Consider the following 16,315-nt stretch of genomic DNA (forward strand, 5'->3'; position numbering starts at 1 on the left):
TCAAAAAAGTTTCTCACTTTTAAAAATGTTTATCGGAAAAAACTTATCAAACGCTCCACTAGATCCTTTCAAAATTCGAGTCCATCGGTAATTCCCATACGTAGCACGTATAATTATAGGTGTTTATTTATATTAAAATCTTTTATAAGGCAAAAATTTCATTGTCCTCGATTTCTAACATATTGAATAGTGATCTATAAGGAGGTGACAATATATGGCATGGCTAGGAACGGACTATCAATCTCAGATCTATCACGATCCTAAGCAGAGAGGTCCATACGTCGATTGGCGCGATAAAGAAGAAAAGTAATTTTTCTTCCATTTTTATTTTTTATTCACTAAAATAATCAGTAAATATTTTTCTTTGGCCACTTTTCAAGATGTCAGATGCTGTAGAAGCTGTAATATTGAAAACCTTTGAAATGTCTTTAAGTAGTATCTTTTTTGGATTTTCAAAGTATCCGTGGCAGAATGCATATCGAAGGATGTCCTTCTGTCTATCTGTTATATTAAAAGTATCCGGGGACGATATTTTTATTAATCGAGCTTCACATCCGTAATTTTTCAGATAATCTAAAAGATCATAAATATCTTTATTTTGTTCACCTGCAACGACCCACTGGATACAATTTAGTTTTGATTGAGCCGATATCATGAAGCATTCCGATTTATTTAATGCGATGCACGCTGAGCATTTCTCAAGGGTAATTTCCCCGATTAATATTTTGTCAGAAATTTGATGGAAATTACTCTTAAGCACATTTTCATGGTTATTTATAAAATTGTATATATCATTTACATTATTTCCCTTTGATATAATTTTTACAATACCCGTTCCACCCCTGTATTTATAAGGCCTGCAATTTAAAACCTGGATCTTTTCAATCTTAATAGAATCATTTATAACTAAATCTGTCATCCAATTTTCCGGTATTTTGAGTAACAAAGTTGCCCATCTCATAACCACACCATATCCAGTTATTAATCGCTAATCATTTTAACTTTTTCTATGAATCATAACCTTTATTTATCGTTAGTATCAATACTAACGTTGAGTAAAATAACCAAATGGAGTGTGTGAGTATGACTAGAAGAAGGAGTACTTCAGAATCTAAACAAACTAAAGAAGAGATCAGGAAAGAACAAACTGATGGGGGATTAGCAACCCCATCTTCGTGGTGGGTAGAGAGGTTAAATATAGAAAAGCCAATACCTGAAGACCAGGAGAGACATTATAGAGAAGAACAGGAGAGGTATGAACAAATAAGACAGAGAGAAGAATATTATAGACCAATACAATTGATGGTGAGACCAAGACCTGAAGATCAGGAGAGGCGTTATAGAGAAGAGCAGGAGAGGTACGAACAGGAGAGACCGATAAAAGTAGAGGGTGGAGAAAAAAGAGATGCTCTCCAGATATGGGCTGACAGTTACGATGCTGGCTCAAGAGTGCTGGAGGATTCATATACAAACCTGTACAAGCCCTGGTTTGAATCCTCAGGAGAAGCGTATAGTAAGATGGCTGAACTCTCAAAGAATCCTACACCTGAGAATTACAGGGCATTCTATGATCAATGGATTAAAACATACCAGAACAGCTTTGGTAAATTCTATCCAGTCCTGACCCGACAGTTCGATAAAGAGACAGTTGAGAAACTGATGAGCAGTGCAGAGGAATCAAGAAAGCTCTTCCAGTCATGGACTGCCATGCTGGATGAGAATTTCCGCAAGACGCAGGAATTACTCCAGGGTCCACCTGAGCCTGAGAGATTCAGGGAATTCTATGATATGTGGACAAGAACGTATGGAAAAATATTAGAGGAATTTGCTGAAATGACAACTAAGGGTAGCACAAGAGAGGCACTTGAGGTTTATGGAGGCATACCGGGAATGTACTTAAACAACTTTGTACAGATGTTAAAACTCTGGAATGAGTCCTATATGTATCTATTTCGCCCATGGGCTGATTCCATGCTATCGCTCTCCAGGAGAATGTCAGAGCTCTCAAGGGGAGAAGCCAGACCAGAAGCCTATACGGAATTCTATAATATATGGATAGATGCATACAGGGATTTCTATAACAGGTTGTTTGATATCCGATCTGCCAGATCCGCATCAGAGGAAATGGCTGACAGTTTCGTGAGGAGCATGACTGCTTATAAGAATATATCTAACTCATGGATTGATGCCGTGGAGAAGAAGATTGCTGCCATGGAAGAGATGTCGCAGAAAACTATGGATATATCAAAGCGTACCACAGAACCGGAGGCATATACAGGATTCTATGATACCTGGGTAAATATGTACGAAAGAGCTTTTGATGATTTCTTCAGGTATGTACCCATGGCCGGTCCTATGAGAAGTATGATGGAGCCTGTAAAGAATACGGCCAGGGTTTATACAGATATGTTTGTCAACATGTCGAATATGTGGATGAAAGCTATTCCTGGTTATACAGGCAGGGCTTAAGCCTGGAAAAACTCAAGCGTAATCATCAGTAGAAAACATAGAGAAGAAAGGTGAGGAGGTTTAAAATACCCGGTTAATCCGCCGGGCTATCCTCTCCATATATCTTCCAGTTTTAGTTCGAATTTTGTTTTTTACAGGAATTAATACAGGTGCAGGTTTACAACTATGAAAAGATATATAACCTTTTAGAATCATTTCAGCAGAGGATAACTCTGGCTTAGTATAAACGGGCGGGGCGCTGCATAAGCCGCATGAAATAAGAGTAATACCAACTATTGCTTAAGATCAGTAACCCACAACCATGTATGCCTGAGACCGTAAAAATAGTAATGAATACTACAGGAGATATTAACAGTTCTATTAGCAGTCCTTACAGCAGAATATCACTGGCATGCAGTGCCATAGCAGCAGGTCTCGGTATCCTTGTGATGATAGGCTGGATTACTGGTATGCCCAACCTTGCCAGCTTTGTCTCTGACTCAATCCCGCAGGCTCCCGGCGCGGCGCTTGCATTTATACTGCTTGGAAGTGCATGGTTTTTCCATATATTCTATGTCTCACGCAGGTCAGCCAGGATGTATGTACTTGCTTCAGCGCTTTTTGTTTTGATTATAGCACTCCTGAACCTGATCCGGTTTCTCACAGGCTTTGATGCAGGCATTGAAGAGTTTCTGATTCGAAGGGTACTGGCTCTCGATCCAGGTATATACGGCGCAGGACCCATGTCTCCCATTACTGCTGCCAACTTTGTCCTTATCTCTACAGCAATGATCCTGCTGCTTACACCCCTGCGTCGTGCCACGGGGTTATATGCAGGTCTGGCATCTATTTTAGCATCCATTGCGGTATCGGTGAACCTGGTGGTCTTATTGGGGTATCTATACGGTACGCCTGTACTTTACGGTGAGGATATAAGACCGACATCGCTTCCTTCTGGAGTGACATTTGTATTTCTGGGCGCTGGACTTATAGCTGCAGCAGGTCCGGATCACTTTCCCCTGCGATTGCTGGCCGGTCCATCAGTGCGCGCGCTCCTGCTGCGCTACTTTTTTCTGGTGATATTTGTTTTTGCCCTGGCTCATGCTGTTATTTATAACCTGTTCTCACAGCTAATTATAAACGTGGCGCTTAGAACAGCACTGACTGTAGTAATCTCTGCGGTAGTTACCGTCATTGTTGTTTCACAGCTATCACGGACCATAGGCGGTGCTATAGATCGCGCGGAGGCAGAGCGCAGGAGAGCTGAGGAGTCGCTGCGAAGAGCATACGATGAGCTGGAGATACGGGTTCAGGAACGGACGGCGGAACTGGCAGAGGCTAACGAAGCCTTGCTGACTGAAATTACAGAGCGCAAGAGAGCAGAGGAGGAGCGTGAGCGGCTGTACCGCGAGGCTCAAGCTGCGCGAGAGCAGGTAATCACAATTCTCGAGAGCATAACAGATGCGTTCCTGTCTTTCGATCACCAGTGGAAGGTGGTTTACATGAATAAAACGGCCGAGCAGCTCCTTCATAAGAGGCGCAGCGAACTTACAGGCAGGGTATACTGGGAGGTATTCCCGGATGCTGTAGATACGATAGGCTACATCGAGCTTCACAGGGCAGTTGCCGGGAATATAACAGTCGAATACGAGCAATTCTACCCGCCTCTTGATACATGGTTCGAGGCCAGGGGCTACCCTTCCAGGGACGGCATAAATGTTTTCTTCCGAGACATAACAGAGCGCAAACGGACTGAGGAAGAGAGACTAAGGGCAAAGGAGCTGAGCGATGCTCTCAATAGCATCAATACTGCCATAAATTCAACGCTTGATTTCGATGAGATAATGCGGCGGGTTATTGTGGAGTCTGCAAAGGCGATAGGCTGCGAGACGGCCACAATAACCCTTCACGAGGGCGATAGCTGGATAGTACGGTACATCTATGGTTTTCCGGATGAGTTGATCGGTTCGCGCTATACCGATGAAGAGGTACCGCACGGCGTACTGGCCGCACAATCTAAACAACCTGTTATAATCAACGATGCCTACACCGATGAAAGAGTTAACCGCGAGGTAATGGAGAGGTACGGCATTCGCTCCGTTCTGGTAATACCACTGGTAGTGAGAGAAAGGGTTATCGGCCTTATTTATTTTAACTACCACTCAGTCCCAAAAGCCTTTGCACCTGCGCAGGTTGACTTTGCGAATAAACTTGCTGCATCGACCTCACTTGCCCTTGAGAATGTCCGTCTCTATGCAGAGCGTGAGCGGTATATAGCCGATTTAGCCCGCTCGAATGCAGAACTTGAGCAGTTCGCATATGTGGCATCCCATGATCTTCAGGAGCCGCTGCGCATGGTATCGGGCTTTACTCAACTTCTTGAGCGGCGCTATTCTGGCAAGCTGGATAAGAGCGCGGATGAGTTCATCGCCTATATCGTGGATGGGACTACCAGGATGCAGAGGATGATCGAGGATCTGCTTGCGTATTCACGTGTTGGCACGCGCGGAAAACCATTTGAGCCTACCAACTTAGAGACTATCTTTGAAGAGGTTATGACTAACCTTAAGGTTGCTATTGAGGAGAATAAAGCTCAAGTTACGCATGATCCTCTGCCAACTGTAATGGCTGATCCTTCACAGACGGTTCAGTTACTTCAAAACCTCATAAGTAACGGTATAAAATTCAGAAGAGAAGAGGTGCCACGTGTTCATGTCTCGGTAGAGAGGAAGGGAGATGAATGGGTTTTCTCAGTAAAAGATAATGGAATAGGTATAGCTCCTGAGTTTTTCGAACGTCTCTTCCAGATATTCCAGCGCCAGTACACAAGAGAAGAATACCCGGGCACAGGCATAGGTCTTGCGATCTGTAAAAAGATAGTGGAGCGCCACGATGGCAGGATATGGGCTGAATCAGAAGTAGGCAGGGGTTCGACGTTCTACTTCACGATACCAGTGAGAAAAGGTGAAGGAACATGATCATTTATCTGTATCCAGAAGAACCATAAAGATTTAAGTATATCCAATCCACTCTATTATTATGGAAGAATAGGTCAGGTATGAGATCAAGCACAGGTAGATGAAGTAGCCGCTGCACGAATCGCTGCCATTTAGGTCCTGGTGATATTTTTAATTATACGGTTACTACCATCTCAGGGGGTAAGCAGGGTGAAGGATGAAGATGGAACTAGAGAGCAAATATGGTATCGGGTATTGTATGAGGAGATCCCATCAATATATTTTACCGTGGACACAGATGGGAGAGTTCTCTCCATAAGCAGTTTTGGGGCAGAGCAGCTCGGTTACACGATTGAAGAATTGATCAGGCAACCGATACTTAAGGTTATCTACCTAGATGACAGAAAGGCTATCATGCAGCAAATGATCGCATGCCTGCAAAACCCAGGATATATTGCTACCCTGGAGCTTCGTAAGGTTCGTAAGGATGGGACAGTATTGTGGATGAAAGATATGGTTCGCGCTGTGAGGCTTACTGATTGTACAGTTGTTCTCATTGTTTGCAATGATATCACACAGAGCAAGCATATAGAGCAAAGGCTCAGACTGCTCTCCGAGGCTGTTGAAGAGGCCCCGAGCGGGGTTCAGATCGTTGATCTGGATGGCCGCATAGTTTTCTCAAATAAGGCTGTCAAGGCGATATACGGCTTCTCGCCTGAGGAGTTCAAAGGAAAGCATGTCAATGAACTGAATATAGATCCAGAGTTTGCAAGCAAGGTGATACTTCCCACCATAAAAGAGATGGGGCGCTGGTCTGGAGAGCTTATTGTCAGACATAAGGATGGAAGGGCATTCCCTATCTGGCTGACCACCTCTATGATTAAGGATGACAGGGGTGAGCCAATAGCTATGGTCGGAATTATGACAGATATTACAGAGCGCAAGCGGGCAGAGGAGGAACTGGCACAGCGGACGGCAGAGCTAGCCCGCTCAAACGCTGAATTAGAGCAGTTTGCTTACATTGCTTCCCATGACCTTCAGGAGCCGCTGCGTATGGTATCAGGCTTCACCCAGCTCCTGGAGAGGCGATACAGAGGTAAGCTTGACAGGAGTGCTGATGAGTTCATAGCCTATATAATGGACGGCACATCGAGGATGCAGAGGATGATCGAGGATCTGCTTGCGTACTCACGCGTTGGCACGCGCGGAAAACCGTTTGAGCTGATCGATTGCGAAGATGCATTGAACCAGTCGATGGCTAATCTTAAAGTTGCTATTGAGCACAGCGGCGCTGTAATAACACGCGATCCCCTGCCTGCTGTAACTGCTGATGCATCTCAGATGATTCAGTTGTTCCAGAACCTGATCAGTAATGCTATCAAGTTCAGAAGAGAGGAACCGTTGCGTGTTCATATCTCGGACGGGAGGAAAGGAGATGAATGGGTCTTTTCTGTGAAGGATAACGGCATAGGCATAGCCCCTGAGTTCATGGGACGTCTTTTCCAGATATTCCAGCGCGAGTATACTAGTGAATACCCTGGTACAGGCATAGGACTTGCGATATGCAAGAGGATTGTGGAACGTCACAGCGGCAGGATATGGGCTGAATCTGTACAAGGCAGAGGTTCGACGTTCTACTTCACAATACCAGTAAGGGGAGATGGATAATGGAAGCCTTTGAGATTCTGCTGGTTGAGGATAACCCGGGCTATGTACGCCTGATGACCGAAGCCCTGAAAGAAGATAATGTACCCAGTAATCTCTCAGTGGTGATGGATGGTATAGAGGCACTGTCCTTCCTGCGCAGGGAAAATAGGTATGCTTATGCATCTTTACCTGATCTTATCCTGCTTGATCTGAACATGCCTAAGAAGAACGGCTACGAGGTACTGGCAGAGATTAAGAATGATCCTGACCTGAGACATATCCCTGTTGTGGTAATGACGACTTCAAATACAGAAGAGGATATCCTCACGTGTTATGACCTTAATGCTAACTGCTATATCGTTAAACCGATTGATCTTGACCGGTTCATGGGAACAGTGAGATCTGTCGTGAACTTCTGGTTTGGTGTTGTAAAACTCATGAAGAGTAAGTAAAAGATGTGTTTTGAGAGGCGCTCTCAGTTCTAATATAAGTTCAGATAGACTTTTATAGAGGCAAGAATTACTAATTTATGAACTAATGGAACGCATTAAGATATTACTGATAGAAGATAACCCCGGAGATGCCAGGTTGATAAAAGAAATGCTGGCAGAAGCAAAGAACATCTCCTTCAATCTTGAGTGGAGGGACAGGCTTTCAAGCGGACTTGAACGCCTTGATAAAGGGGGAATTGATGTAGTCCTGCTTGATTTCATGCTGCCTGACAGCAGGGGTTTTGATACTTTTAACAGCACAAAGGCCAGAGCACATGAGATACCGATTGTGATACTGACAGGTCTCAGTGATGAGACGCTTGCAGTCATGGCGGTACGTGAGGGCGCGCAGGATTATCTTGTCAAGGGGCAGGTAGATAGCAACCTGCTTGAGCGCGCTATTCGTTATGCAATTGAGCGCAAGAGGGTAGAGGAGGCGCTGCGCAAAGCACATGATGAGCTTGAGATACGGGTCAGGGAGAGGACAGCAGAGCTGGCAAAAGCAAATGAGGCTTTGCAGGCAGAGATAGCTGAGCGAAAGCGAGCTGAGGAGCAGATACGAGAGCAGGCCGCCCTTCTTGATAAAGCGCACGATGCTATTATCGTCCAGGACCTGGGACACCGCATCATCTACTGGAATAAAGGTGCCCAGCACCTGTATGGCTGGACAGCAGAGGAAGCTCTGGAAAAAGATGAAGATAAGCTTCTGTATAAAGAAGAATCACCCCGACTCATTGAAGCCAGTAAGAGCGTTATTGAGAAGAAAGAATGGATAGGTGAGCTGTATCAGGTAACAAAAGACGGCAGGGAAATCATTGTTGATAGCCACTGGACTCTTGTACAGGATGGCAATGGAAAACAAAAATCAATCCTTGTCATCAATACTGATATCACTGAGAGAAAGAAACTTGAAGCACAGTTCCTCCGTGCTCAGCGTATGGAGAGCATAGGTACACTGGCTGGAGGTATAGCGCATGATCTCAACAACGTTCTGACGCCGATAATGATGGCGCTGCAGATCCTGCAGCAAAAATTTACAGATCAAGAGAGCCAGAGACTGCTTGGTATCATGGAAAGAAATGCACAGCGTGGAGCTAATCTGATAAAACAAACATTGTCGTTTGCACGGGGTATAGAAGGTGAACGCATGCCTCTACAGGTAGCACACATTATCTCTGAGATCAGGAGGATAGCAAAAGAGACATTCCCAAGATCCATAGATATCAGAACTTATCTACCCAAGGATCTCTGGGTAATCAACGGAGATGCCACACAGTTGCACCAGGTACTGATGAACCTGTGCGTGAATTCCAGGGATGCAATGCCGGATGGCGGTACCTTGAGTATCTCTGCTGAAAACATCTTCATCGATGAGAACTATGCGCGAATCAATATCGAGGCCAGGGTTGGCCCATATGTGATCATTACAGTCGCTGATACTGGATCGGGCATTCCTTCTAAGATAATGGATAGAATATTTGAGCCGTTTTTTACGACAAAAGAGCCTGGTAAAGGCACAGGTCTTGGTCTTTCTATAGTTCATACAATTGTGAAAAACCACGGTGGATTTATAAATGTGTATTCAGAAGTTGGAAGAGGAACTACATTTAAGGTATATCTGCCAGCTATTACAACAACTGAAATACGAAAAGCACAGGAGCAGAAGCCTGAACTACCCACAGGGAAGGGAGAAGTAATCCTGGTTGTTGATGATGAGACCTCAATTCGTGAGATCACAAGAACGACACTGGAAACATACGGGTACAGGGTAATTACAGCCAGTAACGGAGCAGAGGCTGTTGAATTATATATACAGAACAGAGAAGATATAAAAGTTGTTCTTATGGATATGATTATGCCTGTCATGGACGGTCCAACCAGCATTCGGGCGCTATGTAAGATTAATCCTGATGTCAGGATCATTGCAATCAGCGGATTAGCCGAGAGGGATAAGCTCTCTGGAGTTACAGATATCCGTGTACACGCCTCTTTGCTGAAGCCCTATACTGCCGAGAGGCTATTGAGAACGATACATGAAGTTATAAGTACGCAGTAAATGGAAGTCAGAGACCAACCCCTGGTATTTTTCACAGCCATACTTCTTGGTCTTGCTGCAAGTAATACTACGGTTTCTGACGGTATTTCGGTACTGATAATCCCATCTCTTGTAGTAATGCTGTATTTTGTTTTTATTGAGATAAAATTTGCTGATATTTCAAAAGCTGCTAAAAATCGTTCTCTTATATCTGCTTCTCTTGGTCTTAATTTTGTATTCACACCTATACTCGCCTTCGTTCTTGGCTGGATATTCCTCCCTGATATTCCTGACATGTGGATAGGATTGATTATACTTTTAGTAACCCCATGCACCGACTGGTATCTTGCCTATACAAAGTTTGCCAGAGGTGATGTTCCTGCCTGCCTCACCCTCCTGCCGTGGAATCTTATCCTCCAGCTGGCTTTATTGCCTATTTATCTGGAATTCTTCACAGGCGCGCTAATAAATATTGAACCCGATATGATCATAAACGCTATGGGACTTGTTCTCGGAGTTCCAATTCTCAGCACTGTTTTTTCCAGATGGAAGCTGCCTGATAATCTGAAGAGAAAACTTATATCAAAGAGTTCTTCCTTGCAGACATGGGCTCTGGCTCTTGCAATATTCGCCATGTTTGCCTCGGAAGGGGATGCACTCCTGAACTCTCCGTTAGTTTTTACCAGGTTCCTGCTCCCGCTTTTACTTTTTTATCCTATCATATTCACTTCAGGGCTTATCATTGGAAAGATCTTGAACTTTGAATTCCGCAGGATTACATGCCTTGTTATGACAACGACTGCCAGAAACTCACCCCTCTCCCTGGCTATAGTAGTGGCAGCATTTCCGGATAGACCTCAGATCGCTCTGGCTCTGGTACTTGCGCCCCTTATCGAAATCCCTGTACTGGTATTGCTCTCGAAGGTCTTGCCTTTATGGGAGAAGTATAGATATATAAATTAGACCGAGCACTTGCAGATTATAACATCCTTTATTTTAGCAGGTAAAAGCAGATCCCGTAAATATGCGCCGATCGGGATTCGAACCCGAGTCTAAGCGTTGGCAACGCTCAGTGATAACCGCTACACTATCGGCGCATCAACCATTCCCTAAATACTCTAATCTGTATTACGGGTCTTGAGGTTGATAACATGGTGCCCGACATAAAGACTGATAAACGTATAAATCTTTGGTTCTCCTCCAGTGCAGCATATAGTAAACTCACCGCAAAGAACGCAAAGGACGCAAAGGAATTTGCTGCTACGCTTTGCGTTCTTTGCGCTCTGGTATGAAAAAGTTCAATATATATCGCATCTTCGACTCGGATGTGGTTCAGCTAATATAAACAACGAACTGGTACAAACTCGATACGAACTCAGGCTGATGAGTTCGTTTAAGTTCGTTTTGAGTTCGTTGTTAATCGTCTTTTTTATTGTTATCTATGAACCAGTTCATAGCCGACTTTGCGGTGTTTAATCCAATCAATCCTGGTGAATTATCGTATAACGCAGGTAAAAATAATACTGCATATCTCAGATTTCGTATGCCAATATTATTTTGTTTTCTAAGAACGTGAAATGTAATGTCTTACCTTCCTGCTTTTCCTTCTGAACGAAATGGGGTGTACTGTATCGGGCTACCAGTGCCTCCAATACCTTCCTCTCAACTATGATTGCATTTTTTTCTATGTTCGGGGCGTTGATTACCAGGTATGCTGGCATGTTTTCACCTTACTTTTGTTGTTGCGGTATTTGTAACCATTGTAACCTTTATAACGCAATTGTATTTATGTGTTACTTCTCATTATTGTAACTGTTGTATTATGGGCGTTATTTCCACAACGATTAGAGATATAGATGAAGACCTTTACCGCAAGTTTAGAAGTGTATGTGTCGAAAAGAACATTAAAACAGGAGAAGGTCTTAACGAAGCTATAAAATGCTGGCTGGAGAAACAGGGAAGGTTAAAATAAATCTGTTAGGCTGTTATAGTTGCGCCTCTGGCACAGTTTTTATTATAAATTTGTTGGAATACGGCGTCATAATCACAGGTAAAAAGAAGTTAGCTGTCAAAGTCTTGATCTCTTTGATTCCTTCCCATTTTTCTTAACGTGTATTAATTTTTCGTCATATGCTATTATGGTTCTGCAGTGTGGCAAAAAAATGAAATACATTGTCTTGCCTTCCATTCCTTCTTTTTGTACGAACATGGGTATGTCGTAGTGTGCAACCAGTCTCTCCATAACGTCCTTTTCTACTACGATTGCATCTTTTAATATGTTCGGGGCATTGATTACCTGGTATTCTAACATATTTTTACCTTCCCTTTTATTGTTTCTTCTCTATCGTTCATTGCGGTCTCTATGTTCTTTAAATTCTTTACCGTCTATATGTTCTGTATAAATAATAAAACATAAATACTTTTCTGCTCACTTAGAACGTATGTTATTGGGAGACGATAATGGCCGTTAAAAAGGTACTGGGAACCACAAAGCTCAGCGGTGATAATAAAATGACCCTTATTGAGCCTGTCGCCGAGATACTGAAAGCTAAAAGGGGAGATCTTATCGTGTTTTACCTGGTTGATGGTAAAATATGCATTGAAGTGGCTTAAAAATTGGGTTATTTATGGCAATCAACGCTGTAAATGTATGGATTGGTCTAATTACTAGGAGGTCTTGAGAAAATGAAAAAAAGTTTATTTCTTCAGAGAAGTTCCGACCCGGTGTATACCACCCTCAACGATTGGATTCTACACGAAGCGATTCCGTTCTCCGTCGATTCGTCCGAAACCTTCAACGCCTCCATCAACAAGGTCATCGCCTCACTTGGTGACTCGGTGGAATTGCTTGGCTTCGGAGAAGCGCTCCACGGCGGCGAGGATATTCTCATCCTCCGCAACCGGCTCTTCCAGCGCTTGGTGGAGGTGCATGGCTACAGCGCCATTGCCATCGAGAGCAGTTTCCCTCGGGCGCGCGTAGTGAACGAGTACGTGGCCGGTCGCGGCCCGGCATCGTATGAGGCTGTGCAGGACACCGGATTTAGCCACGGCTTCGGCCGGCTCGATGCAAATCGAGAACTCGTGGAGTGGATGCGGCGATACAATGCCGATCCTTCCCATCGCGTTAAACTCCAGTTCTACGGCTTCGATAGTCCGACCGAAATGATCGGTACTGATAGTCCAAGCCAGATCCTGCATTTTGTTCTCGATTACCTATCCTCGATTGATAGTGCCAGCGGGCAAGAGCATCACCAGCGCATCGACCCGCTTCTTGGCCAAGACTCCGATTGGGAGAACTCCGCTGCAATAATGGATCCGACAAAGTCCATAGGTCTATCACCAGAGGCAACCGCGCTGCGGATTGAAACGGAGGATCTCATTACAGAACTGCGCGTACGCCGTCCCGAATTGGTGGCTAAAAGCGATGAAAGCCGCTATTTGGAAGCTGCGCAGTATGCTTCAGTGGCACGGCAGTTACTTAACTATCATGCCGAGTTGGCGCGAAAGTCGGGCGAACGGGTTGTCAGACTTCTCGGCATTCGCGACGCGTTGATGGCGGATAATCTGGCGTACATGGTGTCCCATGAGCGTGGCCGGGGGAAAGTGCTTGCCTTCGCGCATAACGCCCACTTGCAACGCGGGAAAACAAAAATGCAATTGGGCACTGACGTATACACATGGTGGCCGGCGGGATCGCACCTCAATGAGATGTTCGGCCCGTGCTATGCCGTCATCGGTTCGGCAGTGGGCGAATCTTCCGCCAATGGCATCGGCCAGCCCGAAGCCGGCACTCTTGAGGCGCGGCTGACTGCCGTGCCGGGGCCGGCGCGGTTCATTCCAACCTTCAGCGGCCAGGGACTTCCAACCTCGGCAATCGCAGCTCTTCCGACTCGCTCGGGCAGTATGAAGAACCCGACCTACTTCGCATTAACTCCTCAAAGCTTCACCGATTTCGACTGGCTGGCTATCCTGGATTCAACGGCATATAACCGCGGTGGGCCGCCGCTGCAATAATGAGACGCTAACCCCAAGCAGTAAAACTCTTAGACGTTCTGGCAGCCGTCAGTACAGCGGAACATTCGGGTCGATGAGATAAGCGAGTGAAACGGGGACGCAGCGGCTCTGTTGAAATACTTGAAGATTTTATTACCAAATTTCTTACTCACCTCAAAACTCTGGGCGGGCTCGCTTGGATGCGCACCGTCCAGGCAATAGGCTTTGCACTAGGGGTTGGTGTGGGTACTCCACAGTGAGACTTCTTAAGCCTTAATCGTCATCTCTCGCATTGGGTGATGTTATCAAGTTATTGGGGAAACAAGACATTAAATGAAAAATAATCTAGACATATAATATTCTAAGGGCAGAGGCTCATGGAAGGAGAGACAACATGAGCCATTTTTCGCCCTTCTAACCGTTTTTCCCCAACCTGCAATCTGTCAGGTCTATATGTACAATCTACATGTACGACTTACATAGATAAATATTTTTTCTATATTATTATAATGGCGCTAATGATTGTAATTATCATGTAACGACATGCGGAGATTCTGGTATTAGGATTTACTAATTTTTGTTAATAGTTTATCTCACTATTATCAATCTCTCAATCGTCGTAACTTCCTCTTTTGCCAGTGAGATCATGGCGCTTATATTCTTGAATTCGGGTATGCCCCTTCCTCCTGTATCCCCTGATACAAGGGCGTTTGACCATGGACTGTTTACCATGAATGCAACCCCACCCGGTTCTTCTCTTTTTGATTCCCGAAGCTCGACAACAATGCTCCCATTGTCGTTGGTTAACTTCACCCTGTCCCCCGGTTTAAATCCCATTCTCTTCATGTCATTCTTGCTCATCATAATAGCTGCGGACAATTTTCTATATTCCTCGCCAAACCTGTCACGTTCAAGCGCTTCTGCCTGGAAAATATCCCGATATGTGGTGATTTTAATTTCATACTCCGGGTTTTTTAGAAACTTCCCGATATCAATTCCCATCAGAGTGCCTCCATTAACCCTGTCATGATCTCCTGATCAGACAGATGATTATTCTCAATGATCCCTGGTAGTTCAACCACCCTGCCGTCCATTCTCACAGCACTGCCGCCTGACTCAACGCCTGAGACAGCACACGGGATCGTTACTGCCGCTATCCTTGAGGTAAGGGTAACGCATGGATCGATGCAGATTACCGGTATATCCGCAAGATGAGATACTATAGATCCTGGAAGGCTTGATAGAGGGTCAGAACCAATAACAAGCAGCGCATCTATGCTCTTTTGCCGCAGCGCTTCAACAACAGCGTATCCATCATTATGAACAGGCCTGCCCTCGAATCTGATGCGGTTCACAAAGCCTGTTTCTTTGAACAGGTTCTCATTAAACCCGCGCATATTGTAGTGTCCCACCATTGGCATTATATTGAAATTCGGAAGCTTATCTGCCAGTGCGACGAGAATATCAGGATCATCCTTTATCGAATAGGTAAGTCCTATACCTGCGAAAATTGCCCCGCACTCTGCTTTTTTCATTATGCCTGCAAGCTCCAGTACTCTTTTATCATACTTTGGCACTTTGCCTGAGAGAGCATCCATCAGGGCAAGGATAAGCTCTCTGTCACCTCCAGTGGGTATCCTGTAGAAGTGCCCTTTGCATATCTTTGCAGTGCTGGATTCACGCACATCGATTACGGCTGCAGTCCTGTCCTCTTCGTATCCGTGCTGGCGGTGTTCGCCACGGGGAAAATACGAGAACCTTGAGAGGTGGCGGGGCTGCGAATCCTGGGCATCAGAGCCCCAGTATATAAGCACATCCGCTCTGTTCCTGATATCCTCAAGCGAGCATGTCCTGAACTTCTTCTTAAGAATTCTTTCGATCAGGAGTCCCTGGCAAAAAGATGAGTTATCATCGATGATCGCATTCAATCTTTTAGCAAGCTCTATCCCTTTTACCTGTGCCTCGCATGTAGAGTTACCCCATCCGAAGAGCATGGGTGATCTGGCATTTTTTAGAATCTCTGCCGCTTTCTTTATGGAAGTATCAATATCTGCCTGCTTTTTATTAACAGAGGGCTCAAGCCTGTTTACACAGCCCCTTATCCTTGCAGCTCCTCGCCTGCATGCATTTTTTACCTCTTTTACTCTGTTGTTCTCGATGATGACATCAATATCCTCGCATAACAGTGCGCATCCTGTGCATGTGCATGTGACCATACGGATCACCTAAACGAACTCAATTGCGCCAGTAGGGCAGGGATCGATACAGGCATAACAGAGTACCCTGTTCATTCCAAAGCGGCGGCACTCCTTTATGTTCGATGCCACCACTTTACCGTCCAGTACCCTGAATATCACTTTGTCGTTGGTAGGAGCGCCTCCTATACCTGCGCCCTTCGGGTCATTTGCCACATCCACAGGGCACGCAACAACGCAATTACCGCAGCCTGTACATAATTCAGGATGGACTATCAAACCTGTTTCCTCTGCACCTGCAGCAGGTAAAAGAAGTGATTCGAGTTTATCCTTCTGTTCTTTAAATTTCCCCTCAAGTACAGGGGGACATTCTTGTATATTCTTTTTTCTTGATAGTAACGCAACTGCAAAAGCCATACATGTAGATTCGCCGCATTTCTTACAGTTGGTTTTTGGTAAGAGCTGATAGAGCTCCATCACTGTAGGCATAAAGGGAGGGATTGATTTTATACTGTATAACACTTATGCTTGTGCCGATGCAAGCCTTTT

14 protein-coding genes and 1 tRNA gene are annotated in these 16,315 nt (G+C 44.9%); 8 read left to right on the top strand and 7 right to left on the bottom strand.

All coding sequences use genetic code 11. The annotated features are described in order from the left end of the window. Positions 1 to 331: 331 nt before the first annotated feature. Positions 332 to 961 (bottom strand): helix-turn-helix domain-containing protein, encoded by a 630-nt coding sequence (locus ANME2D_RS09230; protein ID WP_048090885.1) that lies wholly within the window; start codon positions 959 to 961, stop codon positions 332 to 334. 122 nt (positions 962 to 1,083) lie between these two features. On the opposite strand from ANME2D_RS09230, the gene ANME2D_RS09235 reads away from it, so the two are divergent. The 6 genes from ANME2D_RS09235 (at position 1,084) to ANME2D_RS09260 (ending at position 10,541) form a co-directional block, all read left to right on the top strand. Beyond that, on the top strand, positions 1,084 to 2,469 hold the full coding sequence (locus ANME2D_RS09235; protein WP_048090892.1) for a hypothetical protein: 1,386 nt from the start codon (positions 1,084 to 1,086) through the stop codon (positions 2,467 to 2,469). 305 nt (positions 2,470 to 2,774) lie between these two features. Continuing rightward, complete coding sequence (locus ANME2D_RS16900; RefSeq protein ID WP_052368755.1) at positions 2,775 to 5,426, top strand: ATP-binding protein; 2,652 nt, start codon at positions 2,775 to 2,777, stop codon at positions 5,424 to 5,426. Between the two features lie 189 nt (positions 5,427 to 5,615). After that, positions 5,616 to 7,073, top strand: a complete 1,458-nt coding sequence (locus tag ANME2D_RS09245; protein ID WP_052368756.1) for a PAS domain-containing sensor histidine kinase — start codon at positions 5,616 to 5,618, stop codon at positions 7,071 to 7,073. Then, positions 7,073 to 7,504: a response regulator gene (locus tag ANME2D_RS09250; RefSeq protein WP_048090894.1), complete on the top strand. Its 432-nt coding sequence runs from the start codon at positions 7,073 to 7,075 to the stop codon at positions 7,502 to 7,504. The genes ANME2D_RS09245 and ANME2D_RS09250 overlap by 1 nt, the downstream gene beginning before the upstream one ends. Before the next feature lie 85 nt (positions 7,505 to 7,589). Further along, complete coding sequence (locus ANME2D_RS09255; RefSeq protein WP_048090897.1) at positions 7,590 to 9,599, top strand: hybrid sensor histidine kinase/response regulator; 2,010 nt, start codon at positions 7,590 to 7,592, stop codon at positions 9,597 to 9,599. Continuing rightward, on the top strand, positions 9,600 to 10,541 hold the full coding sequence (locus ANME2D_RS09260) for an arsenic resistance protein (RefSeq protein WP_048090899.1): 942 nt from the start codon (positions 9,600 to 9,602) through the stop codon (positions 10,539 to 10,541). A 62-nt stretch (positions 10,542 to 10,603) separates the two neighbouring features. Here ANME2D_RS09260 and ANME2D_RS09265 read toward each other — a convergent pair. From ANME2D_RS09265 to ANME2D_RS09275, 3 genes are all read right to left on the bottom strand, one after another. After that, positions 10,604 to 10,675: transfer RNA gene (locus ANME2D_RS09265), tRNA-Gly, on the bottom strand. A gap of 435 nt (positions 10,676 to 11,110) precedes the next feature. Further along, positions 11,111 to 11,299 (bottom strand): hypothetical protein, encoded by a 189-nt coding sequence (locus ANME2D_RS09270; protein WP_048090901.1) that lies wholly within the window; start codon positions 11,297 to 11,299, stop codon positions 11,111 to 11,113. Between the two features lie 347 nt (positions 11,300 to 11,646). Further along, positions 11,647 to 11,889, bottom strand: a complete 243-nt coding sequence (locus ANME2D_RS09275; protein ID WP_048090903.1) for a hypothetical protein — start codon at positions 11,887 to 11,889, stop codon at positions 11,647 to 11,649. A 149-nt stretch (positions 11,890 to 12,038) separates the two neighbouring features. Between ANME2D_RS09275 and ANME2D_RS17995 the strand changes: the two genes are divergently transcribed. Continuing rightward, positions 12,039 to 12,191 (top strand): hypothetical protein, encoded by a 153-nt coding sequence (locus ANME2D_RS17995; protein ID WP_157834044.1) that lies wholly within the window; start codon positions 12,039 to 12,041, stop codon positions 12,189 to 12,191. A 72-nt stretch (positions 12,192 to 12,263) separates the two neighbouring features. Then, positions 12,264 to 13,592, top strand: a complete 1,329-nt coding sequence (locus ANME2D_RS09280) for an erythromycin esterase family protein (RefSeq protein ID WP_048090905.1) — start codon at positions 12,264 to 12,266, stop codon at positions 13,590 to 13,592. A 567-nt stretch (positions 13,593 to 14,159) separates the two neighbouring features. Here the strand turns inward: ANME2D_RS09280 and ANME2D_RS09285 are convergent. The 3 genes from ANME2D_RS09285 to ANME2D_RS09295 are packed head-to-tail and all read right to left on the bottom strand — an operon-like array spanning position 14,160 to position 16,255. Beyond that, positions 14,160 to 14,573, bottom strand: a complete 414-nt coding sequence (locus ANME2D_RS09285) for a molybdopterin dinucleotide binding domain-containing protein (RefSeq protein WP_241763343.1) — start codon at positions 14,571 to 14,573, stop codon at positions 14,160 to 14,162. Next, complete coding sequence (locus tag ANME2D_RS09290; protein ID WP_048090907.1) at positions 14,573 to 15,787, bottom strand: formylmethanofuran dehydrogenase subunit B; 1,215 nt, start codon at positions 15,785 to 15,787, stop codon at positions 14,573 to 14,575. Before ANME2D_RS09290 ends, ANME2D_RS09285 begins: the two co-directional genes overlap by 1 nt. A gap of 9 nt (positions 15,788 to 15,796) precedes the next feature. Continuing rightward, on the bottom strand, positions 15,797 to 16,255 hold the full coding sequence (locus tag ANME2D_RS09295) for a (Fe-S)-binding protein (protein ID WP_048090909.1): 459 nt from the start codon (positions 16,253 to 16,255) through the stop codon (positions 15,797 to 15,799). Between the last annotated feature and the right edge of the window lie 60 nt (positions 16,256 to 16,315).

The sequence above is a fragment of the Candidatus Methanoperedens nitratireducens genome, assembly GCF_000685155.1.
GTDB classification, from domain to species: domain Archaea; phylum Halobacteriota; class Methanosarcinia; order Methanosarcinales; family Methanoperedenaceae; genus Methanoperedens; species Methanoperedens nitratireducens.